Below are 26,378 nucleotides of genomic sequence, written 5' to 3'. Positions count from 1 at the left end.
CATTTCGCTCCACGGCGTCACCCTGGACAGAAACGGCCGGAATGATCAGAGTGACCGCATGACATCCCTGGTACGCCATATCACCATCGACTGCGCCGACACCTACGCCCTGGGCAGCTTCTGGGCCAAGGTCCTCGGCGCCTCGCTGGCGGACGACGACAATCCCGGCGACCCGGAAGCACTCCTCGCGTCAGAGGGCGCCACGCTGCTGTTCATCCAGGTGCCCGAGGCCAAATCCACCAAGAACAGAGTCCATCTGGATCTCCAGCCCCAGGACCGCACACGCGACGAAGAGGTGGACCGCCTCCTCACCCTCGGCGCCACCCTCGTGGGCGACCACCGCCGCCCCGACGGCACGGGCTGGGTCACCCTCGCGGACCCCAACACTTCTCACTACCAGTTCTGAGCATACGCGCACGTCAACGCCAAGGACAGGGCCCCGCACGGCAGTTGGCCGTGCGGGGCTGCTTGCTGTCCGTGAGGGGCTATGCGGGGTTGTCCAGCTCTCCGGGGAGGGGGCCGGGGTTGAGGGTTGTGGCGTGGCTGGGGCAGGCGTACAGGGTCACTCCGGTGCCGCTGGGGCGCTCGATCCATCGGACGGGGACGGGCGCGTGCGTCCAGTTGCGGCAGCGGCAGCAGCGTGCGCCTGACGGGGCGGGGCTCGGTTCTGTGGTGAGTGCGGCTGTCTGTTCGTCGCGGGTCATGCGGACAACCGCTCACGCTGTACGAGGCTGCCGAGCGGCGTTGTCGGGTAGTCGTAGTCCACGCCGAGCCGGGCGAATGCGGCGGCGTAGGCCCGTTCGCGCTGTAGCTCGGGCAGCTCTCGCGTGTGGTCGTCCTTGAAGATCGCTCGCACGTCCCGTGATGACGGGGCGGTCCAGGGGCGGGACCAGGGCGACACGTGGGCGGGCTCGGGAGTCGGCAAGGTGGCCGGTGCACTGTGGCGTCCACGGGCTGGAAGTACGAGACGCAGCGCCCACATCAGGGCATGGACGATAGGGTCACGCATAAGTCGATCAGCTCCTACTTAGCTGTTTCGGCGGAGCCCCGAGGAACCGATTAGGCCCGGTTCCTCGGGGCGTTTTCATTCGACGGTAGAACAGCTCCCCTACCCACGTTTACCTACGTATGTGCACGCATCTTGGCGTATCCGGTTGTCTACGGTTCTCCTCATGAGTCCGACGATTGACTACGACGCCCCGACACCGCCGTATCAGCAGATCGCTGCCGAGATCATTCGGGACATCAAGGCAGGCGTACTCGCGGTGAACCGGCCGATCCCTTCCGAGTCGGCGCTCACACAGCGTTGGGGAGTCGCGCGGGACACCGCACGGCGTGCGGTGCGACACCTGCGGGAACTCGGGTACGTCTACACCGTGCCGCAACGAGGGACCTACGTTGCGGAGCCGAGCGAGCCCGTCGATGGGGACGAGCGCCGGGACGACTAGGGACACTCCGGAGTGCTGTCGTCAGGGAGCGGGTTCGGGCAGTCGTGTGTCAGGAAAAGGTGCGGGTACTGGCGGGACAGAACGGCTTTCAGCGCCTCGCGGGTCGCGTCCACGACTTCCCACGAGTGCCCGGCGGAATGGGCTGTGAAGAGTCCGCATGCCTCGTCCCGGTTGGGGTTGCGAACGCCACACCACGGCAGGAACTCGATACGTGTGCTGCTCGTGTTCCAGCGCGCCCAGATTGCCCCGCCGCGCTCGTCCTCAGTCCACAGCAGTTGTGCGTGGTCGTCGTCGTTGTGAGCGTTGCCGAGTTCACAGGCAACGTAGCCGGGCTCGGCGGGGCGTTCGGCTGTGGCTTGCTCGGCAATGTGGTCCGGGGGCGGCAACAGGGCGGTTGATGTGCACTGGACCATGTGGTCTTCCTTCCGGGCTGAACGGGGGGTGAGCCCCGTCCGTGCGTGGATGCGACGCGCGAACGGGCCCGTTGGCATGTCGGGCGGATGAGTCACCCGTGGCCGCATGGGGGTCTCATTCGCTGTCGGTGGCGAGGCACGCGGGACAGTTCACGGCGCGGAGCCACACCTCGGTCACGCCGTTCGGATCACCTGCCCCGCACACCGCTCTGCGGGTCCGCTTGTCCACAACTCGCAGTCTGTGGACCGTCAGTACCTCGTCCCCGACCGTGCCCGCCACCATCACGGGTGGGTTGTCCGTCATGCGTTTCATGCCTTTCGCGTGGCTGAGGAGTGTGGTTGGGCTCCGCGTGCGTGATTCACGATCCGTTCGTGCAGTCGCCCGACGCACGGTCCGCAGTAGTAGAGATCGGCCACGACGTTTCCCGCCGTCTGTGCGGGGCCGAGCCACAGCACGCGCGCCCACGGGCGTTCGCACCATCCCCAGCACGGCCCCCACACCCACCTGTTGCCGTCGTCCGTCCCAGCCGGCGAAGGAAACCCGCCGAACACGTCGGGGTGCGGAATGCCGGACGGCATGGTGATGCTCACCGTTCGAGTTGTCCGTAGGTCACGCTCCGCACGAGTTCGGCGACCGCCCTGTCAAAGACACGCTGATCCCACTCCGTGTGGAGAGCCGTGCGCCACTCGGCGGCAAACAGCGGATCGGACTCAAGCCGTCGCAGCTCGGACATGAGCGCCCGGCGCTCACCGGACGTCGTCGTGAGCGCCCACACAAGCCGTGGGAACCGAAGCCGCAACAGGACGTTCACGGCGCCCGCGGCGAGGACGAGCCACACCCACAGACGAATCACGCCGTCGCTCCGTGTTCCGCCGTGCGGTGCCGGGCGAGCAGCACACGTTGGTCAACTGCCGCACTGAGATCACCCGTTTGCTGGCGGCGGCTTCGGCCCGTTCCCGCTCCGCACACTCGGCACACGGTGCGGCCCGGCCGCCATGCCCCGTATCCACCACGAGGGCCCCAACGGCGGGTACCTCCGACTCGGTCATCACTGTGATCCCTTCCAGCTCGGAGTGAGCGTTCGCTCTACGCAACAGCCCGATCACGCACGGCGCTACGCTTGTCAGGGCGTGAAGGCATAAGAGCCATAAGACTGCTGAGGGGATGGGCACAGTGGGGGCACCGAAGCCGAACACAGCACTTGAGCGGCTGTACCGCGAGAGCGGGTGGACGATGCGCCAACTCGCGCAGTGGGTCAATCGCATCGGCACCGAGCGAGGGACACCGACCAAGTACCAACAACCCTCCGCCCACCAGTGGTTGAACGGCCACATGCCCAAGGAGTCGACACGCCCGTTGGTCTTGGAAGCCCTTTCGCGCAAGTTGGGCCGACCGATCACCCATGCCGAAGCAGGGTTCCCGCCGCCTATTGATGACGCCAGAGATACCACCACTGTAGACGCGCTTATTGACCTCGGGGCCGCTGACATGTTGCCCGGACGTCGTAGCGTCATCGGCGCAGGATTGTTCTCTGTCGCGCTGGCAATCCCTGACTGGCCGGATGTCATAGGAAGAATGGAATCCGTGCAGTCCGGCTCGACAATGCGTATCGGGATGCCCGAAGTCGACCTTGTCGCCGAGATGACAGACCAATTGAATGACATCTACAACAAGCGTGGCGGTCGAATCTCTCGCCCGATGGCAGCGGCATTCTTAGCCAATACCGTAGCTCCGTACCTTCGCGCCGACGCTTCCGAAGAAGCACGCAAAGCGATGATGACTGCCGCCGCATTCCTGTGCTATATCACCGGGTGGATGGCAGTGGATGAGGGACTTCACGGCTTGGCGCAGAGGTACTACACCAAGGCATTGGAATTGGCGGGTGCGAGCAGTGATTACCTCACGTATTGCCATGTGCTCCGGGGTATGTCGGTTCAAGCTGCGGACCTGGGGCATGGTGCTCCCGCCACTCGTCTAGCAAATGCAGCCGCCGCCGCAGCCCCAATGACGGGACCGCTCATGCGTGCTTTCATGGCAGGTCAGCAAGCGCATAGCTATGCCCTTTCGGGTGATCGTACGGCCGCATTGCGCAGTATTGGAGAAACAGAAAGATCAATGGATGCGGCTGGAAGTGGAAAGGTTCAATTGGGCGGTTACACCCCAGCCACTTTGGCGTACCATACCGCGCAAGTTCGCTACTCACTGGGGGACGTGGCCGGTAGTGTTGATTCCCTTGAGATGCACTTTCAGTTGAGAGCGCCGACTGACTCTCGGGTGACCGAATTGCGCTTCCGCTCCATGCTGGCAGAAAGGCAGCTAGAGCTAGGCCATTTGGAATTGTCTTGCAGTACGTGGAGTCAGGTGCTTGAAGAACATCCTGGAGTTCAATCGGGGGCAGTGGACGGCTTTGTTGCAAGTATCAATCGCCGCCTTCAACCCTATCGATCCAATCCAGTAGCGCGGGAAGTTTACGAAAGGGCGTTGCCCAGCGTCAGGCACTGAACACAGAAATCCCCGCACTCGCCGCCCCGAAGGGTGATGAGTGCGGGGCTCTGTGATGCGGTCAGCCGTTCAGGACTCCGGTAAGGCGAGCGGCGGCCTTACCGCCGAACATGGCGAGTCCACAGTAGAAATCAATCCGGGTTCGATAAACCGGCTTTTCGTGGGCCTCACCCAAATCAGTTACCTGAACTCCGCCGTTGGTGAGACCAGTTATCCCGGTGTCCGCCTCCGAAGTGCCGAAACGGACGGCGTACATGTCGCAGGTCTCCTTGCCGTTCTCGCCAAGGGTAAGCGGGATTACGTCTGTTCCGTCGAGATTCTGGCCGGCGTCCAGAAGGGGAACCCCGTTCCACGTAGGAGCAAGTTTCCCCCCGATCTCGCTCATGAGGAGTTCACTGCCTCCGAGCCGTCGAAATCCAGACTTGATCTTGGCAATTATTTCACTGTTGGTATAGATGGCTCCGTTCGATCCACTGAGTCCGCGAACCCGCCCGACCAGGGAATCCAGCATGTCAAAGAACGCGTAACCATCCGCTACAGGGGCGGCTCCACCAGCATCGACCACCTGCGAACCAATCAGCCTCTTCCGGAGACCGTCAAAACCTTTCGGGTTGACCATGATGTCACCGTTGAAGAACTGATCGGAGAAATGAATCGATGCAGCCTTGATCTTCATTTGCGTGTGAATTGCACGCTGCTCATTGAGATTACTTCGTGTCTGGACAATGAACTTGTCGACATCCGCATCACCGCCGAGGATGGCAAGGGTTTCGATCCGCTGATTGACCGCACCAACACTCTCCGGATATGCCTCGTTCACCGCACGGAAGGCAACACCCGGAAGCTTGGATTCCTCGTTGTATTCGTACGCGCTCCCCTCGACGTCGATAAGCGGCAGCCGATCGAGGATCGGTGATTCTTGAACAAACATTTCGATTACGCCGAGCTTGAGCATGTCCTGAGTGAGCTTGGCTGATTCGGCGAGGGTAAGAGCCATAGATATTTCTCCTATTAGTTTTCAGTTCGGTTGACGAGTCGGTGATGATCAGTCCCAGATATCCGAGTCGTCATCATCGGATTCCGGTACCGCAATAGCGGCTCGGGCACTCGGCGAAAGACCCAACTCTCGAATGTATCGGGCAAGCTGTGTCCGATACTGCGCCGCGATGGTGGCAGCGCCGTTCTTCACCGTTCCGCGCTCGGCGGTCACCAAGAGCCCGCGCTCTGAAAGGTCCCGCTCCGCCTGGTCGATACGGGCCACGCACACGCACAGGTCCTTTACGGTGGTGTGGTCCACCTCACCGATTCCGGCCGCAACTTCCAGAACGGGAACCACGCGCCGCCATTCCTGTGAAGCCACGTCACGACAGCGGACATTCGCTGATTCCACAGCGGAGTCACGCGAGAATCGGAAGACTTCTACCCAGTTCGGTTCGGACAAGACGGCGCGCGGTACTAATATTCCTTCCCTGATCACGGTCTTTGAAGGGTTTCCCTCGCGTGCGCGCTGGATTGCGGGTTTAGGTCTATATCTGTCAGCCATACTTCCCTCATTTGCAAGGAAAGGGAGCCCGTTAAGACTCTCCAAATTCTGTTTCAGTACCGGTGCGAGTTTGTTGCCTCCCTGCCGTTCTTTCTCGGGCAGGTGGCGGGGTCACCCCCTGGTCGGGGTCACGAGCGGCGAGGCTGGACGCGTTCGGCAGCCCAACCGCCGGGCTGGTGCTTCGCGGTCTCGCGGTTGTGGCACGACGCGCACAGCGGACGGAGACGGGACCACGCGTCCGGATCGGGCACGCCACGTGCGACCAGCGAACGGCGCGACTCGGGAAAGTGGTCGGCAACCGTCGCAACGACGGAGCACAGCACGCACCACGGATGCTTGTAGAGGTAGCGCGCCCGGATGCGTTCCCATCGGACGCCGTATCCCTTGGCCGTGGTCGTGCCCCGCGCCGCTTCCGCTTCCCTGGTGTGAGTAGGACACCGGCCGCCACGGGCGGTTAGCTCCGGGCAGCCGGGGACAGTGCAAGGGGGGCGGGGTCTGCGGGGCATGGGGGTACCTCCGAATGGGTGAGGGAGGAACGTTTCGGCACGGCCTATTTGGGTGAAACTCCGCCGCACCGTGGCAATTGGATACGCCTGTGCGTCAGGGTTCGTGGGATCGCAAAATTCAAAACTCAGGGAGCAGAAATATGCGCGTGCTCAAGTCCCTTGCCATGACAGTTATGGGATTCGCGTTGGCTAGCGGTGGAATCATCGCCAGTGCGGGCCCGGCGAACGCCACCTACAGCTCATGTATTGACGTCTTGGCGGCATACGGTACGAACAACCCGTCGGAGCTGGCCTACGCTGGAGTCGTGGGCTGTAACTTCGGCGCGCAGGGCAACACGAAAAGGTGCGTGGAACTTCTGACGTCTCGCGCCGGTGGAATGTCGGCCGACGGTGCCAAAATCGCCTGCGAGAGGGCAGCAGTTAAGCCTGCGGCATAGGTACCTGCCGAGCACAGGCCGGGCTCTGGATGATATACGGGGTCCGGCCAACGAGTGAATCCTGCCTACTCGCCTATCCAATGTGGTTCATATTGACTTCGCCAAAAACGAGGCAGCGGGCAGCACTTGACGATTCAGCGCATCCCCGGATGGCTGGTGGCGGCCCTCGCCACGGCCACAGGAAGCGGTCTCGCGGCATGGCTCACGACGCGCTAGCGAAGTCCTCGCCGGTCTTGGCCAAGTGGCAGGCACGGCACAGGACTTGAACGTTCTGGTCTGCATCCTCGCCACCACGGGCAAGGGGCCGCACGTGGTCCACGTCGACCGAGCCGGCGAGGGCAACCGACCCGCACCGTGCGCAGCGGGCACCACCACGGGCACCGACCAGAGCCCGGAGCCGAGCGGCCCCCGAGAACACCCGGACCAGCACCGCGCGGCGAGCACGCCGGGCACGGACCGAGGCCCGGTTCTCGTAGACCTGATGGTGATGCTTGCAGCGTCTCCGGTGCGTTGCGGGCTCCGGGCAGTCGATACAGCGCACGGCGCCCCCTCGTTCTCGTCGGCCTGGTCGTCGTCCTGGCAGTGGACGGGCTGAACACCCAACGTCCCGTCCGTGTGCGCCCCGCACGCTGTACGCGCTGCACTGTGGCGCCCTTCCTTGTCTCTGGAACCCCTCGCGGGGCATGGGGACCACACGGACTTACAACCCCGTTCGGCACCCGTGGTCAACGGGCGGCTACTTGTGGGCGGTGTGGTCCCCGCGCTCTGCCTCACGACCCCTGCGGCCACCCCTGGCGGGTGCGTGGTGCACGGGCAGAGCATCGGGTGAGGGTGGGCACTCAGTCCGCCCGTTCCGGGCTGGTGGGGTGCGCGGTAGTCCCGCTCTCACTGTGTTGTGGGGACCAAGGAATTCCAGGCACCCGCTCGCGGCGGGCTCGTGGTCCGTTCCGGTCTCTCACCGAGCATGACGGGATGACGGTTTGGGATGCCGGTTTGGTTTTCTCTCTATTTTTTGTGTACATACAAAAAAAGACCCTCTAACCGTCATACCGTCATGGGTTCGCCCGCTGGTCGTGCTGTCCCTCGCCGAGCCCCTGAGCGTCCGTGTGCGGGCATGGGAAAGCCCCGGCGGTCACGTGGACTGCCGGGGCTGTGCGGACCGGTCGTACTGCATCCCAGGGTCGTCCCTGTTAGGCACCGGGCCTACTCCGCACACTCCATGTCGGTGCGGTCTACGGGCGAGGGTATCCCGTCACGCGAGGGCCGGAATCCGCTGGGCCGTGGGCTCCGTAAGCCGTGCCGTGCTGCCGGTCATCGGGGGGATGTCTGTGCCGTTGGCTTCGGCCTCCACGATCTCAGCAACAGCGGCAAGGGCTTCCGTTGCGGGGTCCAGTTCTCCGGACATGGTGAAGTCCACGCGTCGCGTGTCGAGCTTCCGCCATCCGCCACGAACGCCCCGCCGTACATCCAGCCGAACGCCTGCTTCAACGAGCATGGCCCGGCGACCGGCCGTGTCCTTGTGCGCCCACTCGTCGGCGAACGTGCGGCCCGTGGATGTCACGATGCGCTGCGGTTCGCGCTTCTCGCGGGTCTCCAGGTCGGCTATGCGGTTGTCGAGTGCGTCCGCGCGTTCCTGCCATGCCTGCCGCGCGTGCCGGGACTTCTGGCGCCCTTCCTGCTGCTGGTGCTCTGCGAACTCGGCGAGGGTGGCGCGTAGTTCGGGCTCGGGGTCGTAGCCCGGAATCTCGACCACGTGTTTCGTCTGGATCGGGCCGACCAGTCGCAGGAACTCGGCGGTCACATGGTTGTCTGCCCAGTCCGCGCGGATGTTGGCGGGCAGCTCACACGACTCACCCCGCGCGTAACTGTTGCACTTGTAGAAGTTGCTCACGCTGGCACCCCTGCGGGTCGGCTTGGACAGATACATGCGGCCCCCGCAGTGATCGCAGTGGATCACCCGCAACAACAGTGCGTCGGTGTCCTTGCGTTCGCGGTTGTCGATGCTCCGTGCGTCCAGTACGGCGCCGATGCGGTCGAATTCTTCGCGGGTGAGGATCGGGTTTTCGGTCGCCATGACCGGGGTGCCCTGGTCGTCCCGGACGGGCTTGCCCTTGTGCATCTTCCAGCCGAGCAAGTTCTCGTTACGCAGTAGCCGCGTAATGACCGCGCCAGTCCACTTGAAGACCTCGCACACTACGTGTGAGCCCTTCGCCCCGCCGGTCCTGCCACCCTTGGCGCGGTTCTGCTTCACGGCCCAGTGATCGCGTGGGCTCGGCACCTTGTCCACGTTGAGCCCCACGCCGATCAGGGAGACCGGCACGCCTTCGAGGAGTTCACGCACGATGCGCTCAATGACGGCTACGGCGTCGGGGTCCGGTACGAGCGTCCACCCCTTCCCGCCGTGCTCTACGGGCATCGGGGCGGGCAGGTAGCCGTACGAGGGGCGCGAGCCCCGCCACCGAAGCGGCATCCGGCGGATGGCTGCCATGGCGCCGGTAACCCGGTCGCTGATGCTCTGCGACTCCACCTGAGCGGCAAAGGCGAGCATCATCATCATGAGTTCGCTCATGGGGTCCATGGCGTTGCGGAAGTCGAACACCAGCCGGCCCCCGCCGATGCCCTCGGCGAAGACGAGCATCTTCCGGTGAGTCTTGGCCCACTTGGCAAGCTCGTGCATGTCGCCCATGGACCGGATGGCACGGTCGAACCGCCACCACACAAGCGCGTCGAACTCATCGGGGCGCGCGAGCCATGAGCCGAGCGCGGGACGGTCGAACGGGGAAATCTTGCTCGCGGACACGTCAAGGTCGACCGCTTCGCGAAGCCCGTCGTCACCGTCGCCGAAATCGATGTTGAGCGCGCCCGCCGCTATGTCGTCGGCATCGCGCTGGCGCTCGGGGCTGGTCGTCTCGTCGGTGAGTACAGAGAGCCGGACACACCGCACACCCCGAAGGGTCTCGGTGTAGACCGTCCCGGCAAGGGGGTTGCGAGGAGTCGTCATGCTCTCTGTGGGGACCAGAGAGTTCCTTACGTTCTCGCCCTTGACCAGTACCGATGCAACCATGGCCACACTCCAGAACCTCTAGTTCTGAGTGTTGGGAGACCCGGAAGGCAACGAATTCTGCGTGGAACGCAGCGCCGCCGAACGAGCGGCCTGACCGACCAACCTCACCAACCAAGATGTGGAGAAGACTGTGCACTACCGCGAGTTGGGACGCAGCGGACTGTCGGTGTCCGAGATCGGCTACGGAGCCTGGGGCATCGGCGAGTCCGGCTGGGTGGGCGCCACCGAGGACGAGTCCGTACGCGCACTTCACCGCGCCATCGACCAGGGCGTGAACTTCATCGACACCGCCCGGGGTTACGGCGAGAGCGAGCGGATCGTAGGGCAGGTGGTCCGCGAACGGGCCGATGACCAGGTGTATGTGGCGACCAAGGTGCCCCCGAAGAACCGCGTCTGGCCCGCCCCCGACGGACTGGACCCGGCGGAGGCCTTCCCCGGCACGCATATCCGCGACAGCCTGGAGACCAGCCTGCGCGTCAGCGGCCTGGACCACTTCGACGTAGTGCAGTTCCACGTATGGAGCGACGAATGGGTCGGCCGCGGCGACTGGCTGGAGACCATCGCCGAACTGAAGCAGCAGGGGAAGATCCGCCTGTTCGGCGTATCCATCAACGACCACCAGCCCGACAACGCCCTCGCCCTGGTCCGCAGCGGCGTGGTGGACACCGTGCAGGTCATCTACAACATCTTCGACCAGGCCCCGGCTGACGCCCTGTTTCCCGCCTGCCAGGAGCACGGAGTCGGCGTGATCGTCCGGGTGGCCCTCGACGAGGGAGGCCTGACAGGGCGAATCACGGCCCAAACCACCTTCCCCGACGGCGACTTCCGCAGCCGCTACTTCCGCGACGACCGTCCCGCCCAGGTCGAGCAGCACGTCAACGCGATCACCACCGAACTGGGCATCGCCCCCGACGAGATCGCGGAAACCGCACTGCGGTACGTACTCAGCGCACCGGCCGTCTCCACCGTCATCCCCGGCATGCGCACCGTACGGAACGTGGAGCGCAACACCGCCGTGAGCGACGGACACCCGCTGACCTCCGACCAGCTCACCCTGCTCGCCAAGCACCGCTGGCAGCGCAACTTCTACGCCTGACCCCCGCGGACGCGGCCCCGACCGGACGGCTGTCCACGGCGGGGCCGCACGACGCGAACCGTGCCGGCGTCGCGGGAGACGCCCGCGTCGCGGGAGACCCCGATCAGGGGCGGCGGCCCGCGAGGACGCAGAACTCGTTCCCCTCCGGGTCTTCGAGTACGACCCAGCTCTCATCGCCTTGGCCGACGTCGGCGTATCGAGCACCCAGATCGAGCAGGCGACGGACCTCTTCGTCCTGGTCCCTGTCGGTTGGGTTGACATCGATATGGAGCCTGTTCTTGACCGTCTTGCCCTCCGGCACCCGCGCGAAGGTCAAGGTCGGCGCCACCGGGCCGAGGCGGCTCTTGCCCTCAGGCACCAGAGGGGAGCCAATGATGACAACTCCCTCACCTTCTTCTTGCACCTCGTAGTCAAGAACCGAGCACCAGAACCGGGCGAGACCGTTGGGATCGGCACAGTCGATCGCAAGCTCGGTGAACTTACTGGCCATGTCAGGACCTCCCGGTCAACGTGGTGGAACAGTTCGACTCGCTCCATGCGTCAGGTCTGCGCCATATCCACGAAGCGCGAGTAGTGGCCCTGGAACGCCACCGTGATCGTTGCCGTCGGGCCATTACGGTGCTTGGCCACGATGAGGTCCGCCTCGCCCGCGCGCGGCGACTCCTTCTCGTAGGCGTCCTCGCGATGCAGCAGGATCACCATGTCCGCGTCCTGCTCGATCGAACCCGACTCACGCAGGTCGGAGACCATCGGCTTCTTGTCCGTACGCTGCTCCGGGCCACGGTTCAGCTGCGACAGCGCGATGACCGGCAGCTCCAACTCCTTGGCCAGCAGTTTCAGGTTTCGCGACATGTCCGAGACCTCCTGCTGACGGCTCTCGGCCCGCTTCGAACCACCCGACTGCATCAGCTGCAGATAGTCGATGATCACCAGCTTCAGCTCATTGCGCTGCTTCAGCCGCCGGCACTTCGCCCGGATCTCCATCATCGAGAGGTTCGGCGAATCATCGATATAGAGCGGGGCCTGCGACACATCCGGCATACGACGGGCCAGCCGGGTCCAGTCCTCGTCCGTCATCGTGCCCGATCGCATATGGTGCAGCGCCACCCGCGCCTCCGCCGACAGCAGACGCATCGCGATCTCATTGCGCCCCATTTCGAGCGAGAAGATCACGCTCGGCAGATTGTTCTTGATCGACGCGGCCCGCGCGAAGTCCAGCGCGAGCGTGGACTTACCCATGGCGGGACGGGCCGCGATGACAATCATCTGGCCGGGGTGCAGCCCGTTCGTGAGGGAATCGAAGTCCGTGAAGCCCGTCGGCACACCAGTCATCTCACCGCTGCGCGAACCGATCGCCTCGATCTCGTCGAGCGCGCCCTCCATGATGTCGCCGAGCGGCAGATAGTCCTCACTGGTCCGCTGCTCGGTGACGGCGTAGATCTCGGCCTGCGCGGAGTTGACGATCTCGTCGACATCGCCGTCGGCGGCGTATCCCATCTGCGTGATCTTCGTGCCGGCCTCGACGAGCCGCCGCAGCACCGCCCGCTCATGGACGATCTCCGCGTAGTACGAGGCGTTGGCCGCCGTGGGCACCGACTGGACCAACGTGTGCAGATACGAGGGCCCGCCGACGCGGGTGATCTCACCCCGCTTGGTCAGCTCGGCCGCCACCGTGATCGGGTCGGCCGGCTCCCCCTTCGCGTAGAGGTCGAGGATCGCCTGGAAGACGGTCTCGTGCGCGGGGCGGTAGAAGTCATGCCCCTTGATGATCTCCACCACATCGGCGATGGCGTCCTTGGACAGCAGCATGCCGCCGAGAACCGACTGCTCGGCATCGAGATCCTGCGGCGGGACCCGCTCGAACCCGGGAGAACCGCCGTCCCAGGCACCGCTGTCCCGGCCGCGCTCGTGCTGCTCCTCGCGGCCCTGACTCTCCCCACGGCGCTGCCGGGAGACAGGCAGACGGTCACTGGGACCGGCGTCGGTCCAAGGGTCGTCCAATGGCTCGGGAATGCTCACCGGCCACCTCCTCACGTCCGCTCAGCGGACCTCGCCGTGCCACTCTTTCTACGGCACGACACTGACAAAACGAGAGGCCTGACTCCGGTTCCGGCGCGTCGGACGCCGGTCCACGGTAGGCCCACGGGCACCGTCAGCCAATCTGGTTATCCACAGGCCATGTGGACGACCGATCGGATGCTGTGGAGAACCCCCGCGATCCTGTGCACGGACCGGGGGACAGCACTGTGGACAAACTCATAGCAGCCCTGCCGCACCCTCCCTGAGCTGGGGTTTTTCCGTCCACCGACTGTGGGGGAGAAAAACTTTCCCGACTGGACCAAGATCAGAACAAACGGCACACAGCCGAGCCTTCACCAGGGAGTCCAGTAAGGACCCCAGTAGCATTGCGTCACTTACCTGTGGAAGATTAGATTGAGCGCATGACAAAGGCTCCCGCGATATCCAGGACAGGCCCCCGACGGCACGATCGCGAGATCCTCGCCCTCGCCGTTCCCGCCTTCGGCGCCCTCGTCGCCGAGCCGCTCTTCGTAATGGTGGACAGCGCGATCGTCGGCCATCTCGGCACCCCCCAACTCGCCGGACTGGCGATCGCGGCAGCCCTGCTGATGACCGCGGTGAGCATCTTTGTCTTTCTCGCCTACGCCACCACCGCGGCCGTGGCCCGGCGCGTGGGCGCCGGTGATCTCCAGGCCGCCATCCGTCAGGGTATGGACGGTATCTGGCTCGCACTTCTGCTCGGCGCGGCGGTCATCGCCGTCACGCTGCCCGCCGCGCCATGGCTTGTCGGTCTGTTCGGGGCGTCGGACACCGCCGCCCCCTATGCGGTGACCTATCTGCGGATCTCCAGTCTCGGTATCCCCGCCATGCTGGTCGTGCTGGCCGCCACGGGTGTGCTGCGCGGGCTCCAGGACACTCGGACCCCGCTGTATGTCGCCATCGGCGGGTTCGGTGCCAACGCGGTGCTCAATGTCGTGCTCGTCTACGGTGCCGGTCTGGGGATCGCCGGCTCCGCCTGGGGAACGGTGCTGGCACAGTGCGCCATGGCGGCCGTCTATCTGGTGGTGGTGGTCCGTGGAGCGCGTCGGCACGGTGCGTCGCTGCGTCCCGACGCGGCGGGGATACGGGCGAGCGCACAGGCCGGCGTGCCGCTGTTGGTCCGTACGCTGTCGCTGCGCGCGGTTCTGATGATCGCCACAGCGGTCGCCGCGCGTCTGGGTGACGCGGATGTAGCGGCCCATCAGATCATCCTGTCGTTGTGGAGCCTGACGGCTTTCGCGCTCGATGCGATCGCCATCGCGGGACAGGCGATCATTGGCCGCTATCTGGGGGCGGGTGACACTCAGGGCGCCCGGGATGTCTGCCGTCGCATGGTGCAGTGGGGGGTGGCGGCGGGTGTGGTGCTCGGCGTTCTGATCGTGGCGACGCGTCCGCTGTTCATCCCCTTGTTCACCGGTGACCAGGTGGTGCGGGACACGCTGTTGCCAGCTCTGTTGGTGGTGGCAGTTACTCAGCCGATCTCGGGGATCGTCTTCGTGCTGGACGGTGTGCTGATGGGTGCCGGGGACGGCCCGTATCTGGCGGGAGCAATGTTGGTGACGCTCGCGGTCTTCGCCCCGGTCGCTCTGCTCGTTCCCGCCGGGGGCGGTGGTCTGACGGCTCTGTGGTGGACGATGGGCCTGATGATGGGGGTTCGTATGCTGACGCTCTGGCTGCGCACCCGCTCGGGACGCTGGCTGGTCATAGGTGCCACCCGCTGATGGGAGAACGCATGCCGTGTTTCACGTGAAACACGGCCGGTGCCGCGCGGGTCTCGGATCGAGGATTTTCGGATCGAGGAGTCGCGGAGAGAACGAGAGGGCCGCATCCCCTGGGGGATGCGGCCCTCCGCGTGTACTGCTGAGCGCTTCGCTCAGGCGGCGATGACCTCGACGCCGAGCTTCGCGGCGACCTCGGGGTGCAGCCGGACGGACACCTGGTGCGAGCCCAGGGTCTTGATCGGCGAACCGAGCTCGATGCGGCGCTTGTCGACCTCCGGGCCACCGGCGGACTTGATCGCCGAGGCGAGGTCGGCCGGGGTGACGGAGCCGAAGAGGCGGCCGGCGTCGCCGGAGCGAACGGCCAGTCGCACCTTCACGCCTTCGAGGCGGGCCTTGATCTCATTGGCCTGCTCGATGGTGGCGATCTCGTGGATCTTGCGGGCGCGGCGGATCTGCGCCACGTCCTTCTCGCCGCCCTTGGTCCAGCGGATCGCGAAACCGCGCGGGACCAGGTAGTTGCGAGCGTAGCCGTCCTTGACGTCGACGACGTCGCCGGCGGCACCGAGGCCTGAGACCTCGTGGGTGAGGATGATCTTCATGATTCGGTCACCCTTCCCTTATCGCGCGGTGGACGTGTAGGGCAGCAGCGCCATCTCACGGCTGTTCTTGACTGCCGTGGCGACATCACGCTGGTGCTGCGTGCAGTTGCCGGTGACGCGGCGGGCACGGATCTTACCGCGGTCGGAAATGAACTTCCGCAGCATGTTCGTGTCCTTGTAGTCCACGTACTGGGTCTTGTCCTTGCAGAATGCGCAGACCTTCTTCTTAGGCTTGCGCACAGGCGGCTTCGCCATGGTGTTTCTCCTGTGTGATCAAGAAGTGGGGTGCGAGCCCGCCCTAGAAGGGCGGCTCGTCCGAGTAGCCGCCGCCGGAGCTTCCGCCCCAGCCGCCTCCATTGCCCCCGCCGCTCTGCGGCTGCTGCTGGCTGCCGCCGGCCGGCGCGCTGGTGGCCCACGGGTCGTCGGCGGGTGCTCCGCCGCCGCCCTGCTGGCCACCACCACCGGGGCCGCCGCCCCAGTTTCCGCCGCCCTGCTGGCCGCCGCCGTAGCCGCCCTGGCCGCCGCGGCCGGTGGTCTTGGTGACCTTGGCCGTGGCGTTCTTGAGACTGGGGCCGACTTCCTCGACATCCAGCTCGTAGACCGTGCGCTTGACGCCCTCGCGGTCCTCGTAGGACCGCTGCTTCAGTCGGCCCTGCACGACGACGCGCATGCCTCGCTGGAGCGACTCGGCGACGTTCTCCGCCGCCTGACGCCAGACCGAGCAGGTCAGGAAGAGGCTTTCGCCGTCCTTCCACTCATTGGTCTGGCGGTCGAAGGTGCGGGGAGTGGACGCGACGCGGAACTTCGCGACCGCCGCACCGGACGGGGTGAAGCGCAGCTCGGGGTCGTCGACGAGATTGCCGACGACCGTGATGACGGTCTCGCCTGCCATGGGTGAACCTCTCGGCGGGGATTGCTTCTGGCTGCTTGCTGCTGCTCGGACCCGATGACCTCTGAGCTAGGAGCTCAGTGGGTCTCGGGACGGAGGACCTTGGTCCGGAGGACCGACTCGTTCAGGTTCATCTGTCGGTCGAGCTCCTTGACGACTGCGGGCTCGGCCTGCAGGTCGATGACCGAGTAGATGCCCTCGGGCTTCTTCTTGATCTCGTAAGAGAGACGACGACGGCCCCAGGTGTCGACCTTCTCGACCTTTCCGTTGCCCTCACGGACGACGGAGAGGAAGTTCTCGATCAACGGGGAGACAGCGCGCTCCTCAAGATCGGGGTCGAGGATGACCATCACCTCGTAGTGACGCATGTGGAACCCACCTCCTTTGGACTCAGCGGCCACGGTCGTTCCGTGGCAGGAGGGTCGTGATGCGTGAGCAACGGTATCGGCCGCCACCGACAATCCGGCTCGCCGGGCGAGGGGATCGTTTTCTGGCGTGGGCAGACACCGCCGCAGACCGTACAGACTACTCACAGACCGGCTTCCGGTTGAAATCCGACCGCCCGCGGACGCAATCTGTACACATCGGGTGTGCGCGGCGCTACGATGCGCCGCCTTCCGGCAAGGCCAGGAGGTGCCAGATGGCACAGGCAATGCGACCGAACTCCGCCACCTCTCTGTTCTCCACGGACGGCAAGCGTCATCCGCTCCAGGACACCCTGGTAGCGGTGACGCTGACACTGGGCGTTCTCGCCTTCGTCTCGGCTTTCTTCCACAATCTGCATCTGCTCAGTTCGTGGGCGGGGCTGGTGGGGATCCTGACGGGCGCGTACGGGCAGTTCATCTCCGTGACAACGCGTGAACGGTTCCTGATCATCATCGGGCTCGGCGCCTCGGCGGTCGGGTTCTTCCTCGGAATGGCGCATGGCGGACCGTTCGGTGGGCTCGTCGGATAGCCGGACGCTCCGCCCACAGCCAGACGGGGCGCTCCATCGGCACAGTAGGCTTCGGCGCGAGAGCCGGAGCCCCTGTATCGATGGGGACACACCTGCCGAGGAGCGCCCCGCATGAGTCTGACCCTGAGGACCATCAGTCGAGAGCAGCATCTGGCGTATATCCAGAGTCTGCCGGCGGCGAGTCATTGCCAGGTCCCGGCATGGGCTGATGTCAAGACGGAGTGGCGCTCGGAGAACCTGGGCTGGTTCGACAAGAACGACCAGCTCGTCGGTGCGGGGCTGGTGCTCTACCGTCAGCTGCCGAAGATCAAGCGGTATCTGGCGTATCTGCCCGAGGGGCCGGTGCTGAACTGGTACGCCCCGAATCTGGACGAGTGGCTGCGGCCGATGCTGGCGCATTTGAAGCATCAGGGCGCCTTCTCGGTGAAGATGGGTCCGCCGGTGGTGATTCGCCGGTGGAACGCGGGTGCGATCAAGTCCGGTATTCAGGATCCGGATGTGAAGCGTCTGCGTGATGTCGAGGCGACGCATATCGAGCCGCGTGCGTTCGAAGTGTCCGACCGGCTGCGCAAGATGGGCTGGCAGCAGGGGGAGGACGGCGGCGCGGGCTTCGGTGATGTGCAGCCGCGTTATGTCTTCCAGGTGCCGTTGGCGAACCGGTCGCTCGATGACGTTCTCAAGGGCTTCAATCAGTTGTGGCGGCGCAATATCAAGAAGGCCGAGAAGGCCGGCGTCGATGTGGTGCAGGGCGGCTATGAGGATCTCGGTGAGTGGCAGCGGCTGTACGAGATCACGGCTGAGCGGGATCATTTCCGGCCGCGCCCGTTGTCGTACTTCCAGCGCATGTGGACGGTGCTGAACAACGAGGACCCGAATCGTATGCGGCTGTATTTCGCCCGTCATGAGGGTGAGAATGTCGCGGCGGCGACGATGCTGATCGTCGGCGGTCATGTCTGGTACTCGTACGGTGCGTCGGCCAATCACAAGCGTGAGGTCAGGCCGTCGAACGCGATGCAGTGGCGGATGCTGCGTGACGCGTACGCGATGGGTGCGACGGTCTACGACCTGCGCGGGATCTCCGACTCGCTCGATGAGACCGATCATCTCTTCGGTCTGATCCAGTTCAAGGTGGGTACCGGCGGCGAGGCTGTCGAGTACATCGGTGAGTGGGACTTCCCGCTCAACAAGCTGCTGCACAAGGCGCTTGACATCTATATGTCGCGCCGCTGACCGCGGTGGTGGCCGGCGGTCCCGCCTGTGGCGTTTGCGTGCGGCGGCCGGTTCTTCCCTCTTCGTTTCCTTCCCCCCTCGTTCTTCCCCCCTCGTTCCTCGTCCTCGTTCATCCATCTCTTCGATCCACGGCAGCCGAGAGAAAGGTTCCGGACCGGCATGGCGCTCTCCCTCTACGTCGACACCGCGCGCTGGCGGGCGCACCAGAAGTCGGTCATCGAGCAGTTCCCGGGCGTTGTCCCGGTCTGCAAGGGCAATGGCTACGGCTTCGGTCATGAGCGTCTCGCCGATGAGACCACGCGCTTCGGTTCCGACACGCTGGCTGTCGGAACCATCTACGAGGCGGCCAGGATCAAGGACTGGTTCAGTGGTGACCTGCTGGTTCTCACGCCGTTCCGGCGAGGGGAGGAGCCGGTGCCGCTGCCCGATCGGGTGGTGCGTTCGGTCTCGTCCGTCGATGGTGTCTTCGCGCTGGTGGGCGCTCGCGTGGTCATCGAGTGCATGAGTTCGATGAAGCGCCATGGCGTGAAGGAGGAGGAGCTCGGCCAGTTGCACGCGGCCATTGAGGATGTGCGGCTGGAGGGCTTCGCCCTGCACCTTCCGCTGGACCGTACGGACGGTTCCGACGCGGTGGAGGAGGTCATCTCGTGGATGGACCGGCTGCGTGCGGCGCGGCTTCCGTTGCACACGATGTTCGTGAGTCATTTGCGCGCCGCGGAGCTGGCCAGGCTGCAGCAGCAGTTCCCGCAGACCCGTTTCCGGGCCCGTATCGGTACGCGGCTGTGGCTGGGGGATCACGACGCGACGGAGTACCGGGGCTCCGTTCTGGATGTCACCCGTGTCTCCAAGGGGGAGCGGTTCGGCTATCGCCAGCAGAAGGTCGCTTCCGACGGCTGGCTTGTGGTGGTCGCCGGAGGGACCTCTCATGGGGTGGGTCTGGAGGCTCCGAAGGCGTTGCATGGAGTGATGCCTCGGGCGAAGGGTGTCGCGCGGGCGGGTCTGGCCACGGTGAACCGGAATCTGTCGCCGTTCGTCTGGGACGGCAAGCAGCGCTGGTTCGCGGAGCCGCCGCATATGCAGGTGTCGATCCTGTTCGTGCCGTCGGAAGCGCAGGAGCCCAAGGTCGGGGATGAGCTGGTCGCTCATCTGCGGCACACGACGACACAGTTCGACCGTCTCGTCGACCGCTGAGCGGGACATCACCCAGAAGGCCGCAGAGCGCTCCTGGAGCGCTCTGCGGCCTTCTGGGTCGATGACGGGTCGACGGGGTCGATGACCGGCCGTGGGGGCCGCGTCGCGGGCGCGTGGGCCGCTTGGGGGCCGGTCGCGGGCGGCGTGGGCCGCTTGGGGGCCGCGTCGCGGGGCGTGGGCCGCTCAGGCGGCTCCTGGCGGCCGTACCCCCCATTCGACCCGGGGCCCCTCCACCGACTGGGCGGCGTGCTGTGTCGGCCTGGCGGCGCCGCCGAGTACGAATCTGTCCTGCGCTCGGTCCAGTACGCCGCCGGACGGGTCGTCGGAGCCGTCGGTGCGTACGCCGTCCTTCTCGGGCATCAGAATGTCCCGTACGACCAGTGCGCACAGGTACAGCGTCCCCAGCAGATGCAGGGCGATGGCGAGCTGATAGCCCTCGGTGGGCAGTCCCTTGTGGGCGTCGCCGCTGGTCGTATAGGCGAGGTACATCCAGATGCCGAGGTAGTACATGACCTCGCAGGCCTGCCAGATCAGGAAGTCGCGCCAGCGCGGCCGGGCGAGGACCGCCAGCGGGACGAGCCACAGTACGTACTGCGGCGAGTAGACCTTGTTGGTGAGGATGAAGGCGGCGACGACGAGGAAGGCGAGCTGGGCGAAGCGCGGCCGGCGCGGGGCTGTCAGGGCGAGCGTCGCGATGCCCGCGCACGCCAGGAGCATCAGAAGCATCGCGTAGTTGTTGACGGTGCCGACGTCCAGGGACTCGCCCGTGCGCTGGGTGATGATCAGCCAGAAGGAGCCGAAGTCGACCTGGCGCTCCTGGCTGAAGGTGTAGAACTTCTTCCACCCCTCGGGTGCGAGCACCATGACCGGCAGATTCACCGCGAGCCATGCGGCGGCCGCGCCCAGGACCGCCGTTCCGTACTCGCGGAATCTCCCGGCCCGCCAGCACAGCAGGAGCAGCGGTCCCAGGAGCAGTACGGGATAGAGCTTGGCGGCCGTCGCGAGGCCGATGAGGATGCCGAAGGCCAGGGCGCGGCCGCGTGACCACATCAGCATCGCGGCGGCGGTGAGCGCCACGGCCAAGAGGTCCCAGTTGATGGTGGCGGTGAGTGCGAAGGCGGGCGCGAGGGCGACCAGCAGAGCGTCCCAGGGGCGACGGCGGTGGGTGCGGGCGACGCAGACCACGATGACCGCGGCGCAGATCATCAGCATTCCCGCGTTGACCATCCAGTACATCTGCTCGCGATACTGCAGCGAGCCGCCCGGTGTGAGCCAGGAGGCGACCTCCATGAAGAGGCCCGTCAGTACGGGGTACTCCAGGTACTCCATGTCGCCGTTGAGCCGGTCGAAGTACGGCACCAGGTTGTCGGAGAAGCCGCGCCCCAGGAAGAGGTGCGGGATGTCCGAGTAGCAGGCGTGGGTGTACTGCGAGCTGGCACCGCGGAACCACGCCCAGTCGTAACACGGCATCTTCTGCACCATGCCGAGCGCAAACATGCCGATCGCCACGAGTGCGACGACACGTACGGGGGTGAGCCAGCTGCTGCCGAACCAGGCCCAGCGCCCGACCGGGCCGCCGATCAGCTCGCTGCCGGCCGCGGCGATCTCGTCACGCCGCGTGGGCGGCACGACCGGCCGGTCCTGGTCCACGGATGTCTCTTCTGCGCGGGGCATGGCGCCCATCCTGCCGTATGCCGCCCGGAACACGGCGAGGGCCGCCGCACGGTGCACGTACGCGATGCGGTACGTGCCGGTGCGGCGGCCCTCGTGGCGGGTGTCGTGGGCGGCGGTCGGCCTCCCGGGCCCGTGGCGGTCAGCCTCTGGGGCCTCCGAAGATGGCTCCGGAGTCGTCGGAGCTCTCGCCGGGGGAGGATGACGCACTGCTTTCCCCGCCGGGCCCGCCGTTGCCTCCGTTCCCCCCATTGCCTCCATTACCGCCGTTGCCCCCATTGCCGCCGCTACCGCCGCCGTTGGCGCAGCCGAACGGCTGGTTGCAGGATTCCTCCGAGGAGGGGGTGTCGGACGGCGTCTCGGAGGGCGTCTCCGAGGGGGTCTCGGACGGCGTCTCCGAAGGAGTCTCGGACGGCGTCTCGCTCGGCGTCGGGGACGGTGACGTGCCGCCGCCGTACCAAGCGCCTCCGACGGGCTCGGGCTCGGGGAACTTCACGGGCGGCTGCCCCTTGAGCGCCTCCTCCATGTAGTCGTGCCAGATCTCCGAGGGGAACGAGGCACCGTGGATCTTGTCCTGGTCACCCGTGCCGAACATCTTGAGGAACTCGCGGTTCTTGTTCGTCGCGTCGTCGTCCATCCGGTACATGTCGATGGCCGTCGACAGCTGCGGGGTGTAGCCCACGAACCAGGCCGACTTGTTGCCGTCGGTGGTACCGGTCTTGCCGGCCACCTCGCGCCCTTCGAGCCGCGCGTTCTTACCGGTGCCCTTCTCCACCACGGTCTTCAGCACGTCCGTGACGTTGTCCGCGACGGCCGGGTCGAACGCCCTCTTCTCCTTGTCCTCGTGCTCGAAGACGGTCTTGCCGCTCTGGAGCACCTTGGTGACGGAGTAGGGGTCGCGCTGCTTGCCGCTGGAGGCGAACGTGCCGTAGGCGCCGGCCATCCGGATGGCGCTGGGGTCGGAGATGCCGATCGAGAAGGACGGAACGTTCGACTGGGCGAGGGAGCTGTTCAGCAGCCCGGCCTTGACGGCGGCGTCACGGACCTGGGGGATGCCCACGTCCATGCCCAGCTGGACGAAGGGGGAGTTGGCCGACTCCTGCATGGCGTAGCGCAGATCGATGGGCCCGTAGTCCTTGTCGCCGTCATTGACCTGGAGCCACTCCTTGCCCTCTTCGTTGGTCCAGATCGAACCGTCGTAGTTCTTGATCTTCAGCTTGTTGTCGCCGTTGTAGATGGTCTTGTCGGGCGAGACGGTTGTGCGGCTGCCGTCGACCGGATCGCGGACGCCGTCCTGCATCGCCGCGGCCAGAACGAACGGCTTGAAGGTCGATCCGACCTGCGCTCCGGTCTGGTCGGCGTTGTTGGTGAAGTGCTTGGTGGCGTCCTGGCCGCCGTAGATGGCGACGATCTTGCCGGAGTCCGGCTCGACGGAGGCGCCGCCGAACTGGACGTGTGTGTCGGTCTCCGGGCGCTTCTTGGGGTCGATGTTGGCGTCGTAGACCTTCTCGACGGCGTCCTTCAGCTGTTCGACCTTCTTCTTGTTGAAGGTCGTGTGGATCTCGAAGCCGCCCCGGGAGAGATCGTCCGCCGTGAGGCCCTTCGTGTTGTTGTTGACGAAGTACGCCTTGGCGAGGTCGACGAGGTAGCCGATCTGTCCGCCCTGCTGGGTGTTCTTCTTGAAACCGTCCGGCATCGGGAACTTGGTGTACTTGGCCCGCTCGGACTGCTCAAGATGGCCGTCCTTCACCATCTCGTCGAGGATCCAGCCCCAGCGATCGGTAGCCCTCTGCGTGTTCGCCTCGGCGGTCGCCCTCGGGTCGATGGAGGTCTGGCCGGCGGGGTCGTAGTACGTCGCGCCCTTGAGGAGCGTGGCCAGGAGCGCGCACTCGCTGGCGTTCAGCTGCGAGGCGTCCTTGCCGTAGTAGGTACGGGCGGCGGCCTGGATACCGAAGGCGCCTCGCCCGTAGTAGGAGGTGTTCAGATAGCCCGCCATGATCTCGGGCTTCTCCATGTCGGTGCCGACCTTCATGGAGATGAACAGCTCTTTGAACTTACGGCTCAGGGTCTGGCTCTGGTCGCCGAGCCGGGCGTTCTTGACGTACTGCTGGGTGATGGTGGAGCCACCCTGGGTGTTGCCGCCCTTGGCCATGTTGATCAGAGCGCGGCCGATACCCATCGGGTCGACACCCGAGTCGTCCCTGAAGGTCTTGTTCTCGGCGGAGATCACCGCGTTCTGCATGTCCTCGGGGATCTTCTCGATCGGGATGATCTGCCGGTTGACCTCACCACCGGTGGCGACCATCTGGGTGCCGTCGTCCCAGTAGTAGACGTTGTTCTCGGCCTTCGAGGCGAGATTGGGGTCCGGTACCTGTACCAGCGCGTAGGCGATGGTCCCGGCGGCCATGACGGAGCCGACGAAGGCGATACCGAGTCCGGTGGTCTGCTTCCAGGACGGCACCCAGCGCCGCCAGCCGTACTTGCCCTGGCGCGGGTAGTCGATGAACCGCTTCTTGTACGGCTCACCGCGGCCGCGGCCGCCACGTCCGGCACCCCCGTCGTCCCCCCCACGCCTGCGGCCACCACGCTGGGCGGCTCGCCTGGCCGCGGCGCGGCCACCGTAGGGAGGCTCCTCCTCATAGGAGCCGGAGGGTGAGGCCGAAACGGTCTCTCGGGACGGGGCTGCGCGGCGGCCGGATGGCTGCTGGGCTGCACGCCTGGCCGCGGCACGACCGCCACCCTGCGGCTGCGGCGGTTTGCGACGGTGCTCGCTCATCGAACGACTACTCCTCGGGCAGGCGCGGGCGCCTGGAAGCGGCAGTTGAGTTCCGGTCCCCCCGAAATGAATACGGACCGGCCCGGCATCGGGCTCATCCGATATGCATCCGGTAAGCCGACAGTCTTGACGCTTACCGACGTCACTCGGTTCCCGGTGGTCTGCATGCCGCACAGACTACGCACGGTCAAAACCCCCCGAGAGCTGAAGTTCACCCTAAATCAGGCAAGTTGCTTCCTGAGAATTAGTGATGTGACGCCGTTCACGATGGCTCCCCTTGTCGCAACCTCCACTCCGTTCTATCGTCAGGATGTATCGAGTCGATACATCAGTACGGCATAAGAGTCTGGACAGCGGAGGAGGCGACGGGTGAGCAGACGCTCGGGCATCCTTGAGTTCGCTGTCCTCGGTCTGCTCCGCGAGTCCCCCATGCACGGCTATGAGCTGCGGAAACGGCTCAATACGTCGCTGGGGATCTTCCGTGCCTTCAGTTACGGGACGCTCTATCCCTGCCTCAAGACGCTGGTCGCCAACGGCTGGTTGATCGAGGAGCCGGGAAGCGCTCCGGAGGACGCGCTCGCCGCCTCGCTGGCGGGGCGCCGCGCCAAGATCGTCTATCGGCTGACGGCGGAAGGTAAAGAGCACTTCGAGGAGCTGCTGTCCCACACCGGACCCGACGCCTGGGAGGACGAGCACTTCGCGGCTCGGTTCGCCTTCTTCGGGCAGACGGAGCGTGAGGTGCGGATGCGGGTGCTGGAGGGCCGCCGCAGCAGGCTGGAGGAGCGTCTGGAGAAGATGCGCGCCTCCCTGGCCCGTACCCGCGAGCGCCTCGACGACTACACGCTGGAGCTCCAGCGGCACGGCATGGAATCCGTGGAGCGCGAGGTGCGCTGGCTCAACGAGCTCATCGAAAGCGAGCGGGCGGGGCGGGATCAGAGACGGTCCGGCCCCGGGAGTCCCGCTGCACGAGAAGGCACAACAGGAGAAGCGGACGGCCTGCCCCGGCACCGGGATGCCGCGTCTTCCGGGGGCACGCCCCCGGGACATCCCGGCCCGCCGGATCCGTCCGCGGACACCACCAAGTGAGGTCCTGCATCTCCGCAGGGTTTCATCACGAACACTGACATCACACAGGGAGCAACCGGAATGGGTTCGGTACGCGTAGCCATCGTCGGCGTGGGCAACTGCGCCGCCTCACTGGTGCAGGGCGTCGAGTACTACAAGGACGCCGACCCGGCGGGCAAGGTACCGGGGCTGATGCATGTCCAGTTCGGCGAGTACCACGTGCGGGACATCGAGTTCGTGGCCGCCTTCGACGTTGACGCGAAGAAGGTCGGCCTCGACCTCGCGGACGCCATCGGCGCCAGTGAGAACAACACCATCAAGATCTGTGACGTGCCCTCCTCGGGCGTCACGGTCCAGCGCGGCCACACCCTCGACGGTCTCGGCAAGTACTACCGCCAGACGATCGAGGAGTCCCCCGAGGCGCCGGCGGACATCGTCCAGACGCTCAAGGACAAGCAGGTCGATGTCCTGGTCTGCTACCTGCCCGTGGGTTCCGACGACGCCGCGAAGTACTACGCGCAGTGCGCCATCGACGCCAAGGTCGCCTTCGTCAACGCCCTCCCGGTCTTCATCGCCGGCACGAAGGAGTGGGCGGACAAGTTCACCGAGGCCGGTGTCCCGATCGTCGGTGACGACATCAAGTCCCAGGTCGGCGCCACGATCACGCACCGCGTCATGGCGAAGCTCTTCGAGGACCGGGGCGTCGTCCTGGACCGCACGATGCAGCTGAACGTCGGCGGCAACATGGACTTCAAGAACATGCTGGAGCGTGAGCGCCTGGAGTCCAAGAAGATCTCGAAGACGCAGGCCGTCACCTCCCAGATCCCCGACCGTGACCTGGGTGCCGACAATGTTCACATCGGCCCCTCGGACTATGTCGCCTGGCTCGACGACCGCAAGTGGGCCTACGTCCGCCTTGAGGGCCGCGCCTTCGGTGACGTCCCGCTGAACCTGGAGTACAAGCTGGAGGTGTGGGACTCCCCGAACTCCGCGGGTGTCATCATCGACGCGGTGCGCGCCGCGAAGATCGCCAAGGACCGCGGTATCGGTGGCCCCATCCTCTCCGCGTCCTCGTACTTCATGAAGTCGCCGCCGGTCCAGTACTTCGACGACCAGGCCCGCGAGAACGTCGAGAAGTTCATCGCCGGCGAGGTCGAGCGCTAGAGCGCGGCCTCCCCGTCACGACGAGAAGGGTCTCCGGACTGCTGGTCCG

25 protein-coding genes and 1 pseudogene are annotated in these 26,378 nt (G+C 65.6%); 10 read left to right on the top strand and 16 right to left on the bottom strand.

Annotated features, from left to right (window positions below; translation table 11 throughout):
• Nucleotides 1-58: 58 nt before the first annotated feature.
• Nucleotides 59-382, top strand: a pseudogene (locus tag AB0M67_RS08550) (VOC family protein); the annotation flags it as partial.
• A gap of 318 nt (nt 383-700) precedes the next feature.
• Here the strand turns inward: AB0M67_RS08550 and AB0M67_RS08545 are convergent.
• Entirely contained in the window at nt 701-856 is a 156-nt protein-coding gene (locus tag AB0M67_RS08545; RefSeq protein ID WP_365744024.1) for a hypothetical protein, read from the bottom strand.
• Between the two features lie 316 nt (nt 857-1,172).
• Here AB0M67_RS08545 and AB0M67_RS08540 point away from each other — a divergent pair, with 316 nt between their 5' ends.
• The gene (locus tag AB0M67_RS08540; protein WP_365744023.1) at nt 1,173-1,448 is read left to right on the top strand and encodes a winged helix-turn-helix domain-containing protein; all 276 of its coding nucleotides are present in this window, start codon (nt 1,173-1,175) and stop codon (nt 1,446-1,448) included.
• On the opposite strand, the gene AB0M67_RS08535 is transcribed toward AB0M67_RS08540, so the two are convergent.
• From AB0M67_RS08535 to AB0M67_RS08525, 3 genes are all read right to left on the bottom strand, one after another.
• A complete protein-coding gene (locus AB0M67_RS08535) occupies nt 1,445-1,861 on the bottom strand; it encodes a hypothetical protein (protein ID WP_365744021.1) in 417 nt (138 codons plus the stop codon). The two genes, AB0M67_RS08540 and AB0M67_RS08535, sit on opposite strands and share 4 nt — an antisense overlap.
• A gap of 115 nt (nt 1,862-1,976) precedes the next feature.
• A complete protein-coding gene (locus AB0M67_RS08530) occupies nt 1,977-2,165 on the bottom strand; it encodes a hypothetical protein (RefSeq protein WP_365744019.1) in 189 nt (62 codons plus the stop codon).
• Between the two features lie 283 nt (nt 2,166-2,448).
• Entirely contained in the window at nt 2,449-2,715 is a 267-nt protein-coding gene (locus AB0M67_RS08525) for a hypothetical protein (protein ID WP_365744017.1), read from the bottom strand.
• A gap of 320 nt (nt 2,716-3,035) precedes the next feature.
• On the opposite strand from AB0M67_RS08525, the gene AB0M67_RS08520 reads away from it, so the two are divergent.
• Nucleotides 3,036-4,364, top strand: a complete 1,329-nt coding sequence (locus AB0M67_RS08520; protein WP_365744015.1) for a tetratricopeptide repeat protein — start codon at nt 3,036-3,038, stop codon at nt 4,362-4,364.
• A 61-nt stretch (nt 4,365-4,425) separates the two neighbouring features.
• On the opposite strand, the gene AB0M67_RS08515 is transcribed toward AB0M67_RS08520, so the two are convergent.
• The 4 genes from AB0M67_RS08515 to AB0M67_RS08500 form a co-directional block, all read right to left on the bottom strand.
• Complete coding sequence (locus AB0M67_RS08515) at nt 4,426-5,361, bottom strand: major capsid protein (RefSeq protein ID WP_365744013.1); 936 nt, start codon at nt 5,359-5,361, stop codon at nt 4,426-4,428.
• Nucleotides 5,362-5,409: 48 nt separating this feature from the next.
• Nucleotides 5,410-5,724, bottom strand: a complete 315-nt coding sequence (locus tag AB0M67_RS08510; RefSeq protein WP_365744011.1) for a phage terminase small subunit P27 family — start codon at nt 5,722-5,724, stop codon at nt 5,410-5,412.
• A gap of 1,328 nt (nt 5,725-7,052) precedes the next feature.
• Nucleotides 7,053-7,535 (bottom strand): HNH endonuclease signature motif containing protein, encoded by a 483-nt coding sequence (locus AB0M67_RS08505; protein WP_365744459.1) that lies wholly within the window; start codon nt 7,533-7,535, stop codon nt 7,053-7,055.
• 567 nt (nt 7,536-8,102) lie between these two features.
• A complete protein-coding gene (locus tag AB0M67_RS08500) occupies nt 8,103-9,851 on the bottom strand; it encodes a recombinase family protein (RefSeq protein WP_365744457.1) in 1,749 nt (582 codons plus the stop codon).
• A gap of 193 nt (nt 9,852-10,044) precedes the next feature.
• On the opposite strand from AB0M67_RS08500, the gene AB0M67_RS08495 reads away from it, so the two are divergent.
• A complete protein-coding gene (locus tag AB0M67_RS08495) occupies nt 10,045-11,010 on the top strand; it encodes an aldo/keto reductase (RefSeq protein ID WP_365744455.1) in 966 nt (321 codons plus the stop codon).
• A gap of 103 nt (nt 11,011-11,113) precedes the next feature.
• Here AB0M67_RS08495 and AB0M67_RS08490 read toward each other — a convergent pair whose 3' ends face one another.
• Both AB0M67_RS08490 and dnaB read right to left on the bottom strand, forming a co-directional pair.
• Entirely contained in the window at nt 11,114-11,500 is a 387-nt protein-coding gene (locus tag AB0M67_RS08490) for a VOC family protein (RefSeq protein WP_365744009.1), read from the bottom strand.
• Nucleotides 11,501-11,550: 50 nt separating this feature from the next.
• Nucleotides 11,551-13,029, bottom strand: coding sequence for a replicative DNA helicase (gene dnaB / locus AB0M67_RS08485; RefSeq protein ID WP_365744007.1), 1,479 nt, complete (start codon nt 13,027-13,029; stop codon nt 11,551-11,553).
• Between the two features lie 422 nt (nt 13,030-13,451).
• Here dnaB and AB0M67_RS08480 point away from each other — a divergent pair, with 422 nt between their 5' ends.
• Nucleotides 13,452-14,789, top strand: a complete 1,338-nt coding sequence (locus AB0M67_RS08480) for an MATE family efflux transporter (protein WP_365744005.1) — start codon at nt 13,452-13,454, stop codon at nt 14,787-14,789.
• Nucleotides 14,790-14,941: 152 nt separating this feature from the next.
• Here the strand turns inward: AB0M67_RS08480 and rplI are convergent, their stop codons facing one another.
• The 4 genes from rplI to rpsF all read right to left on the bottom strand — a co-directional run bounded on the left by rplI (nt 14,942) and on the right by rpsF (nt 16,645).
• Nucleotides 14,942-15,388, bottom strand: coding sequence for a 50S ribosomal protein L9 (gene rplI, locus AB0M67_RS08475; RefSeq protein ID WP_030354350.1), 447 nt, complete (start codon nt 15,386-15,388; stop codon nt 14,942-14,944).
• Nucleotides 15,389-15,406: 18 nt separating this feature from the next.
• Nucleotides 15,407-15,643: a 30S ribosomal protein S18 gene (gene rpsR, locus AB0M67_RS08470; RefSeq protein WP_003967857.1), complete on the bottom strand. Its 237-nt coding sequence runs from the start codon at nt 15,641-15,643 to the stop codon at nt 15,407-15,409.
• A 43-nt stretch (nt 15,644-15,686) separates the two neighbouring features.
• A complete protein-coding gene (locus AB0M67_RS08465) occupies nt 15,687-16,280 on the bottom strand; it encodes a single-stranded DNA-binding protein (RefSeq protein ID WP_030354351.1) in 594 nt (197 codons plus the stop codon).
• Nucleotides 16,281-16,354: 74 nt separating this feature from the next.
• On the bottom strand, nt 16,355-16,645 hold the full coding sequence (rpsF, locus tag AB0M67_RS08460) for a 30S ribosomal protein S6 (protein ID WP_006604399.1): 291 nt from the start codon (nt 16,643-16,645) through the stop codon (nt 16,355-16,357).
• A gap of 272 nt (nt 16,646-16,917) precedes the next feature.
• Here rpsF and AB0M67_RS08455 point away from each other — a divergent pair, with 272 nt between their 5' ends.
• The 3 genes from AB0M67_RS08455 to AB0M67_RS08445 all read left to right on the top strand — a co-directional run bounded on the left by AB0M67_RS08455 (nt 16,918) and on the right by AB0M67_RS08445 (nt 19,653).
• Nucleotides 16,918-17,232 carry a hypothetical protein gene (locus AB0M67_RS08455; RefSeq protein ID WP_365744003.1) on the top strand — a complete coding sequence of 105 codons (315 nt, stop codon included), beginning with the start codon at nt 16,918-16,920 and terminating at the stop codon, nt 17,230-17,232.
• Nucleotides 17,233-17,343: 111 nt separating this feature from the next.
• The gene (locus AB0M67_RS08450; protein WP_249951480.1) at nt 17,344-18,462 is read left to right on the top strand and encodes a peptidoglycan bridge formation glycyltransferase FemA/FemB family protein; all 1,119 of its coding nucleotides are present in this window, start codon (nt 17,344-17,346) and stop codon (nt 18,460-18,462) included.
• Between the two features lie 159 nt (nt 18,463-18,621).
• A complete protein-coding gene (locus tag AB0M67_RS08445) occupies nt 18,622-19,653 on the top strand; it encodes an alanine racemase (RefSeq protein ID WP_365744001.1) in 1,032 nt (343 codons plus the stop codon).
• A 183-nt stretch (nt 19,654-19,836) separates the two neighbouring features.
• Here AB0M67_RS08445 and AB0M67_RS08440 read toward each other — a convergent pair whose 3' ends face one another.
• A complete protein-coding gene (locus AB0M67_RS08440) occupies nt 19,837-21,327 on the bottom strand; it encodes a glycosyltransferase 87 family protein (RefSeq protein ID WP_365743999.1) in 1,491 nt (496 codons plus the stop codon).
• A gap of 139 nt (nt 21,328-21,466) precedes the next feature.
• The gene (locus AB0M67_RS08435; RefSeq protein ID WP_365743997.1) at nt 21,467-24,100 is read right to left on the bottom strand and encodes a transglycosylase domain-containing protein; all 2,634 of its coding nucleotides are present in this window, start codon (nt 24,098-24,100) and stop codon (nt 21,467-21,469) included.
• A 369-nt stretch (nt 24,101-24,469) separates the two neighbouring features.
• Here AB0M67_RS08435 and AB0M67_RS08430 point away from each other — a divergent pair, with 369 nt between their 5' ends.
• Both AB0M67_RS08430 and AB0M67_RS08425 read left to right on the top strand, forming a co-directional pair.
• The gene (locus AB0M67_RS08430; RefSeq protein ID WP_365743995.1) at nt 24,470-25,186 is read left to right on the top strand and encodes a helix-turn-helix transcriptional regulator; all 717 of its coding nucleotides are present in this window, start codon (nt 24,470-24,472) and stop codon (nt 25,184-25,186) included.
• Nucleotides 25,187-25,246: 60 nt separating this feature from the next.
• Nucleotides 25,247-26,329 (top strand): inositol-3-phosphate synthase, encoded by a 1,083-nt coding sequence (locus AB0M67_RS08425; protein ID WP_030354358.1) that lies wholly within the window; start codon nt 25,247-25,249, stop codon nt 26,327-26,329.
• Nucleotides 26,330-26,378 lie beyond the last annotated feature (49 nt).

Source organism: Streptomyces sp. NPDC051662 (assembly GCF_040681655.1).
GTDB lineage: Bacteria > Actinomycetota > Actinomycetes > Streptomycetales > Streptomycetaceae > Streptomyces.
The sequence above is the reverse complement of the archived record's forward strand: the minus strand, read 5'-3'. Positions and strand labels throughout refer to the sequence as shown.

What these genes read in the sequence shown, in the direction of transcription:
- AB0M67_RS08540 (WP_365744023.1), top strand. Translation starts at nt 1,173, where the DNA reads ATGAGTCCGACGATTGACTACGACGCCCCGACACCGCCGTATCAGCAG.
- AB0M67_RS08535 (WP_365744021.1), bottom strand. Translation starts at nt 1,861, where the DNA reads ATGGTCCAGTGCACATCAACCGCCCTGTTGCCGCCCCCGGACCACATT.
- AB0M67_RS08530 (WP_365744019.1), bottom strand. Translation starts at nt 2,165, where the DNA reads ATGACGGACAACCCACCCGTGATGGTGGCGGGCACGGTCGGGGACGAG.
- AB0M67_RS08515 (WP_365744013.1), bottom strand. Translation starts at nt 5,361, where the DNA reads ATGGCTCTTACCCTCGCCGAATCAGCCAAGCTCACTCAGGACATGCTC.
- AB0M67_RS08505 (WP_365744459.1), bottom strand. Translation starts at nt 7,535, where the DNA reads ATGCCCCGCGAGGGGTTCCAGAGACAAGGAAGGGCGCCACAGTGCAGC.
- AB0M67_RS08500 (WP_365744457.1), bottom strand. Translation starts at nt 9,851, where the DNA reads ATGACGACTCCTCGCAACCCCCTTGCCGGGACGGTCTACACCGAGACC.
- AB0M67_RS08490 (WP_365744009.1), bottom strand. Translation starts at nt 11,500, where the DNA reads ATGGCCAGTAAGTTCACCGAGCTTGCGATCGACTGTGCCGATCCCAAC.
- AB0M67_RS08480 (WP_365744005.1), top strand. Translation starts at nt 13,452, where the DNA reads ATGACAAAGGCTCCCGCGATATCCAGGACAGGCCCCCGACGGCACGAT.
- rplI (WP_030354350.1), bottom strand. Translation starts at nt 15,388, where the DNA reads ATGAAGATCATCCTCACCCACGAGGTCTCAGGCCTCGGTGCCGCCGGC.
- rpsR (WP_003967857.1), bottom strand. Translation starts at nt 15,643, where the DNA reads ATGGCGAAGCCGCCTGTGCGCAAGCCTAAGAAGAAGGTCTGCGCATTC.
- AB0M67_RS08465 (WP_030354351.1), bottom strand. Translation starts at nt 16,280, where the DNA reads ATGGCAGGCGAGACCGTCATCACGGTCGTCGGCAATCTCGTCGACGAC.
- rpsF (WP_006604399.1), bottom strand. Translation starts at nt 16,645, where the DNA reads ATGCGTCACTACGAGGTGATGGTCATCCTCGACCCCGATCTTGAGGAG.
- AB0M67_RS08455 (WP_365744003.1), top strand. Translation starts at nt 16,918, where the DNA reads ATGGCACAGGCAATGCGACCGAACTCCGCCACCTCTCTGTTCTCCACG.
- AB0M67_RS08450 (WP_249951480.1), top strand. Translation starts at nt 17,344, where the DNA reads ATGAGTCTGACCCTGAGGACCATCAGTCGAGAGCAGCATCTGGCGTAT.
- AB0M67_RS08445 (WP_365744001.1), top strand. Translation starts at nt 18,622, where the DNA reads ATGGCGCTCTCCCTCTACGTCGACACCGCGCGCTGGCGGGCGCACCAG.
- AB0M67_RS08440 (WP_365743999.1), bottom strand. Translation starts at nt 21,327, where the DNA reads ATGCCCCGCGCAGAAGAGACATCCGTGGACCAGGACCGGCCGGTCGTG.
- AB0M67_RS08435 (WP_365743997.1), bottom strand. Translation starts at nt 24,100, where the DNA reads ATGAGCGAGCACCGTCGCAAACCGCCGCAGCCGCAGGGTGGCGGTCGT.
- AB0M67_RS08425 (WP_030354358.1), top strand. Translation starts at nt 25,247, where the DNA reads ATGGGTTCGGTACGCGTAGCCATCGTCGGCGTGGGCAACTGCGCCGCC.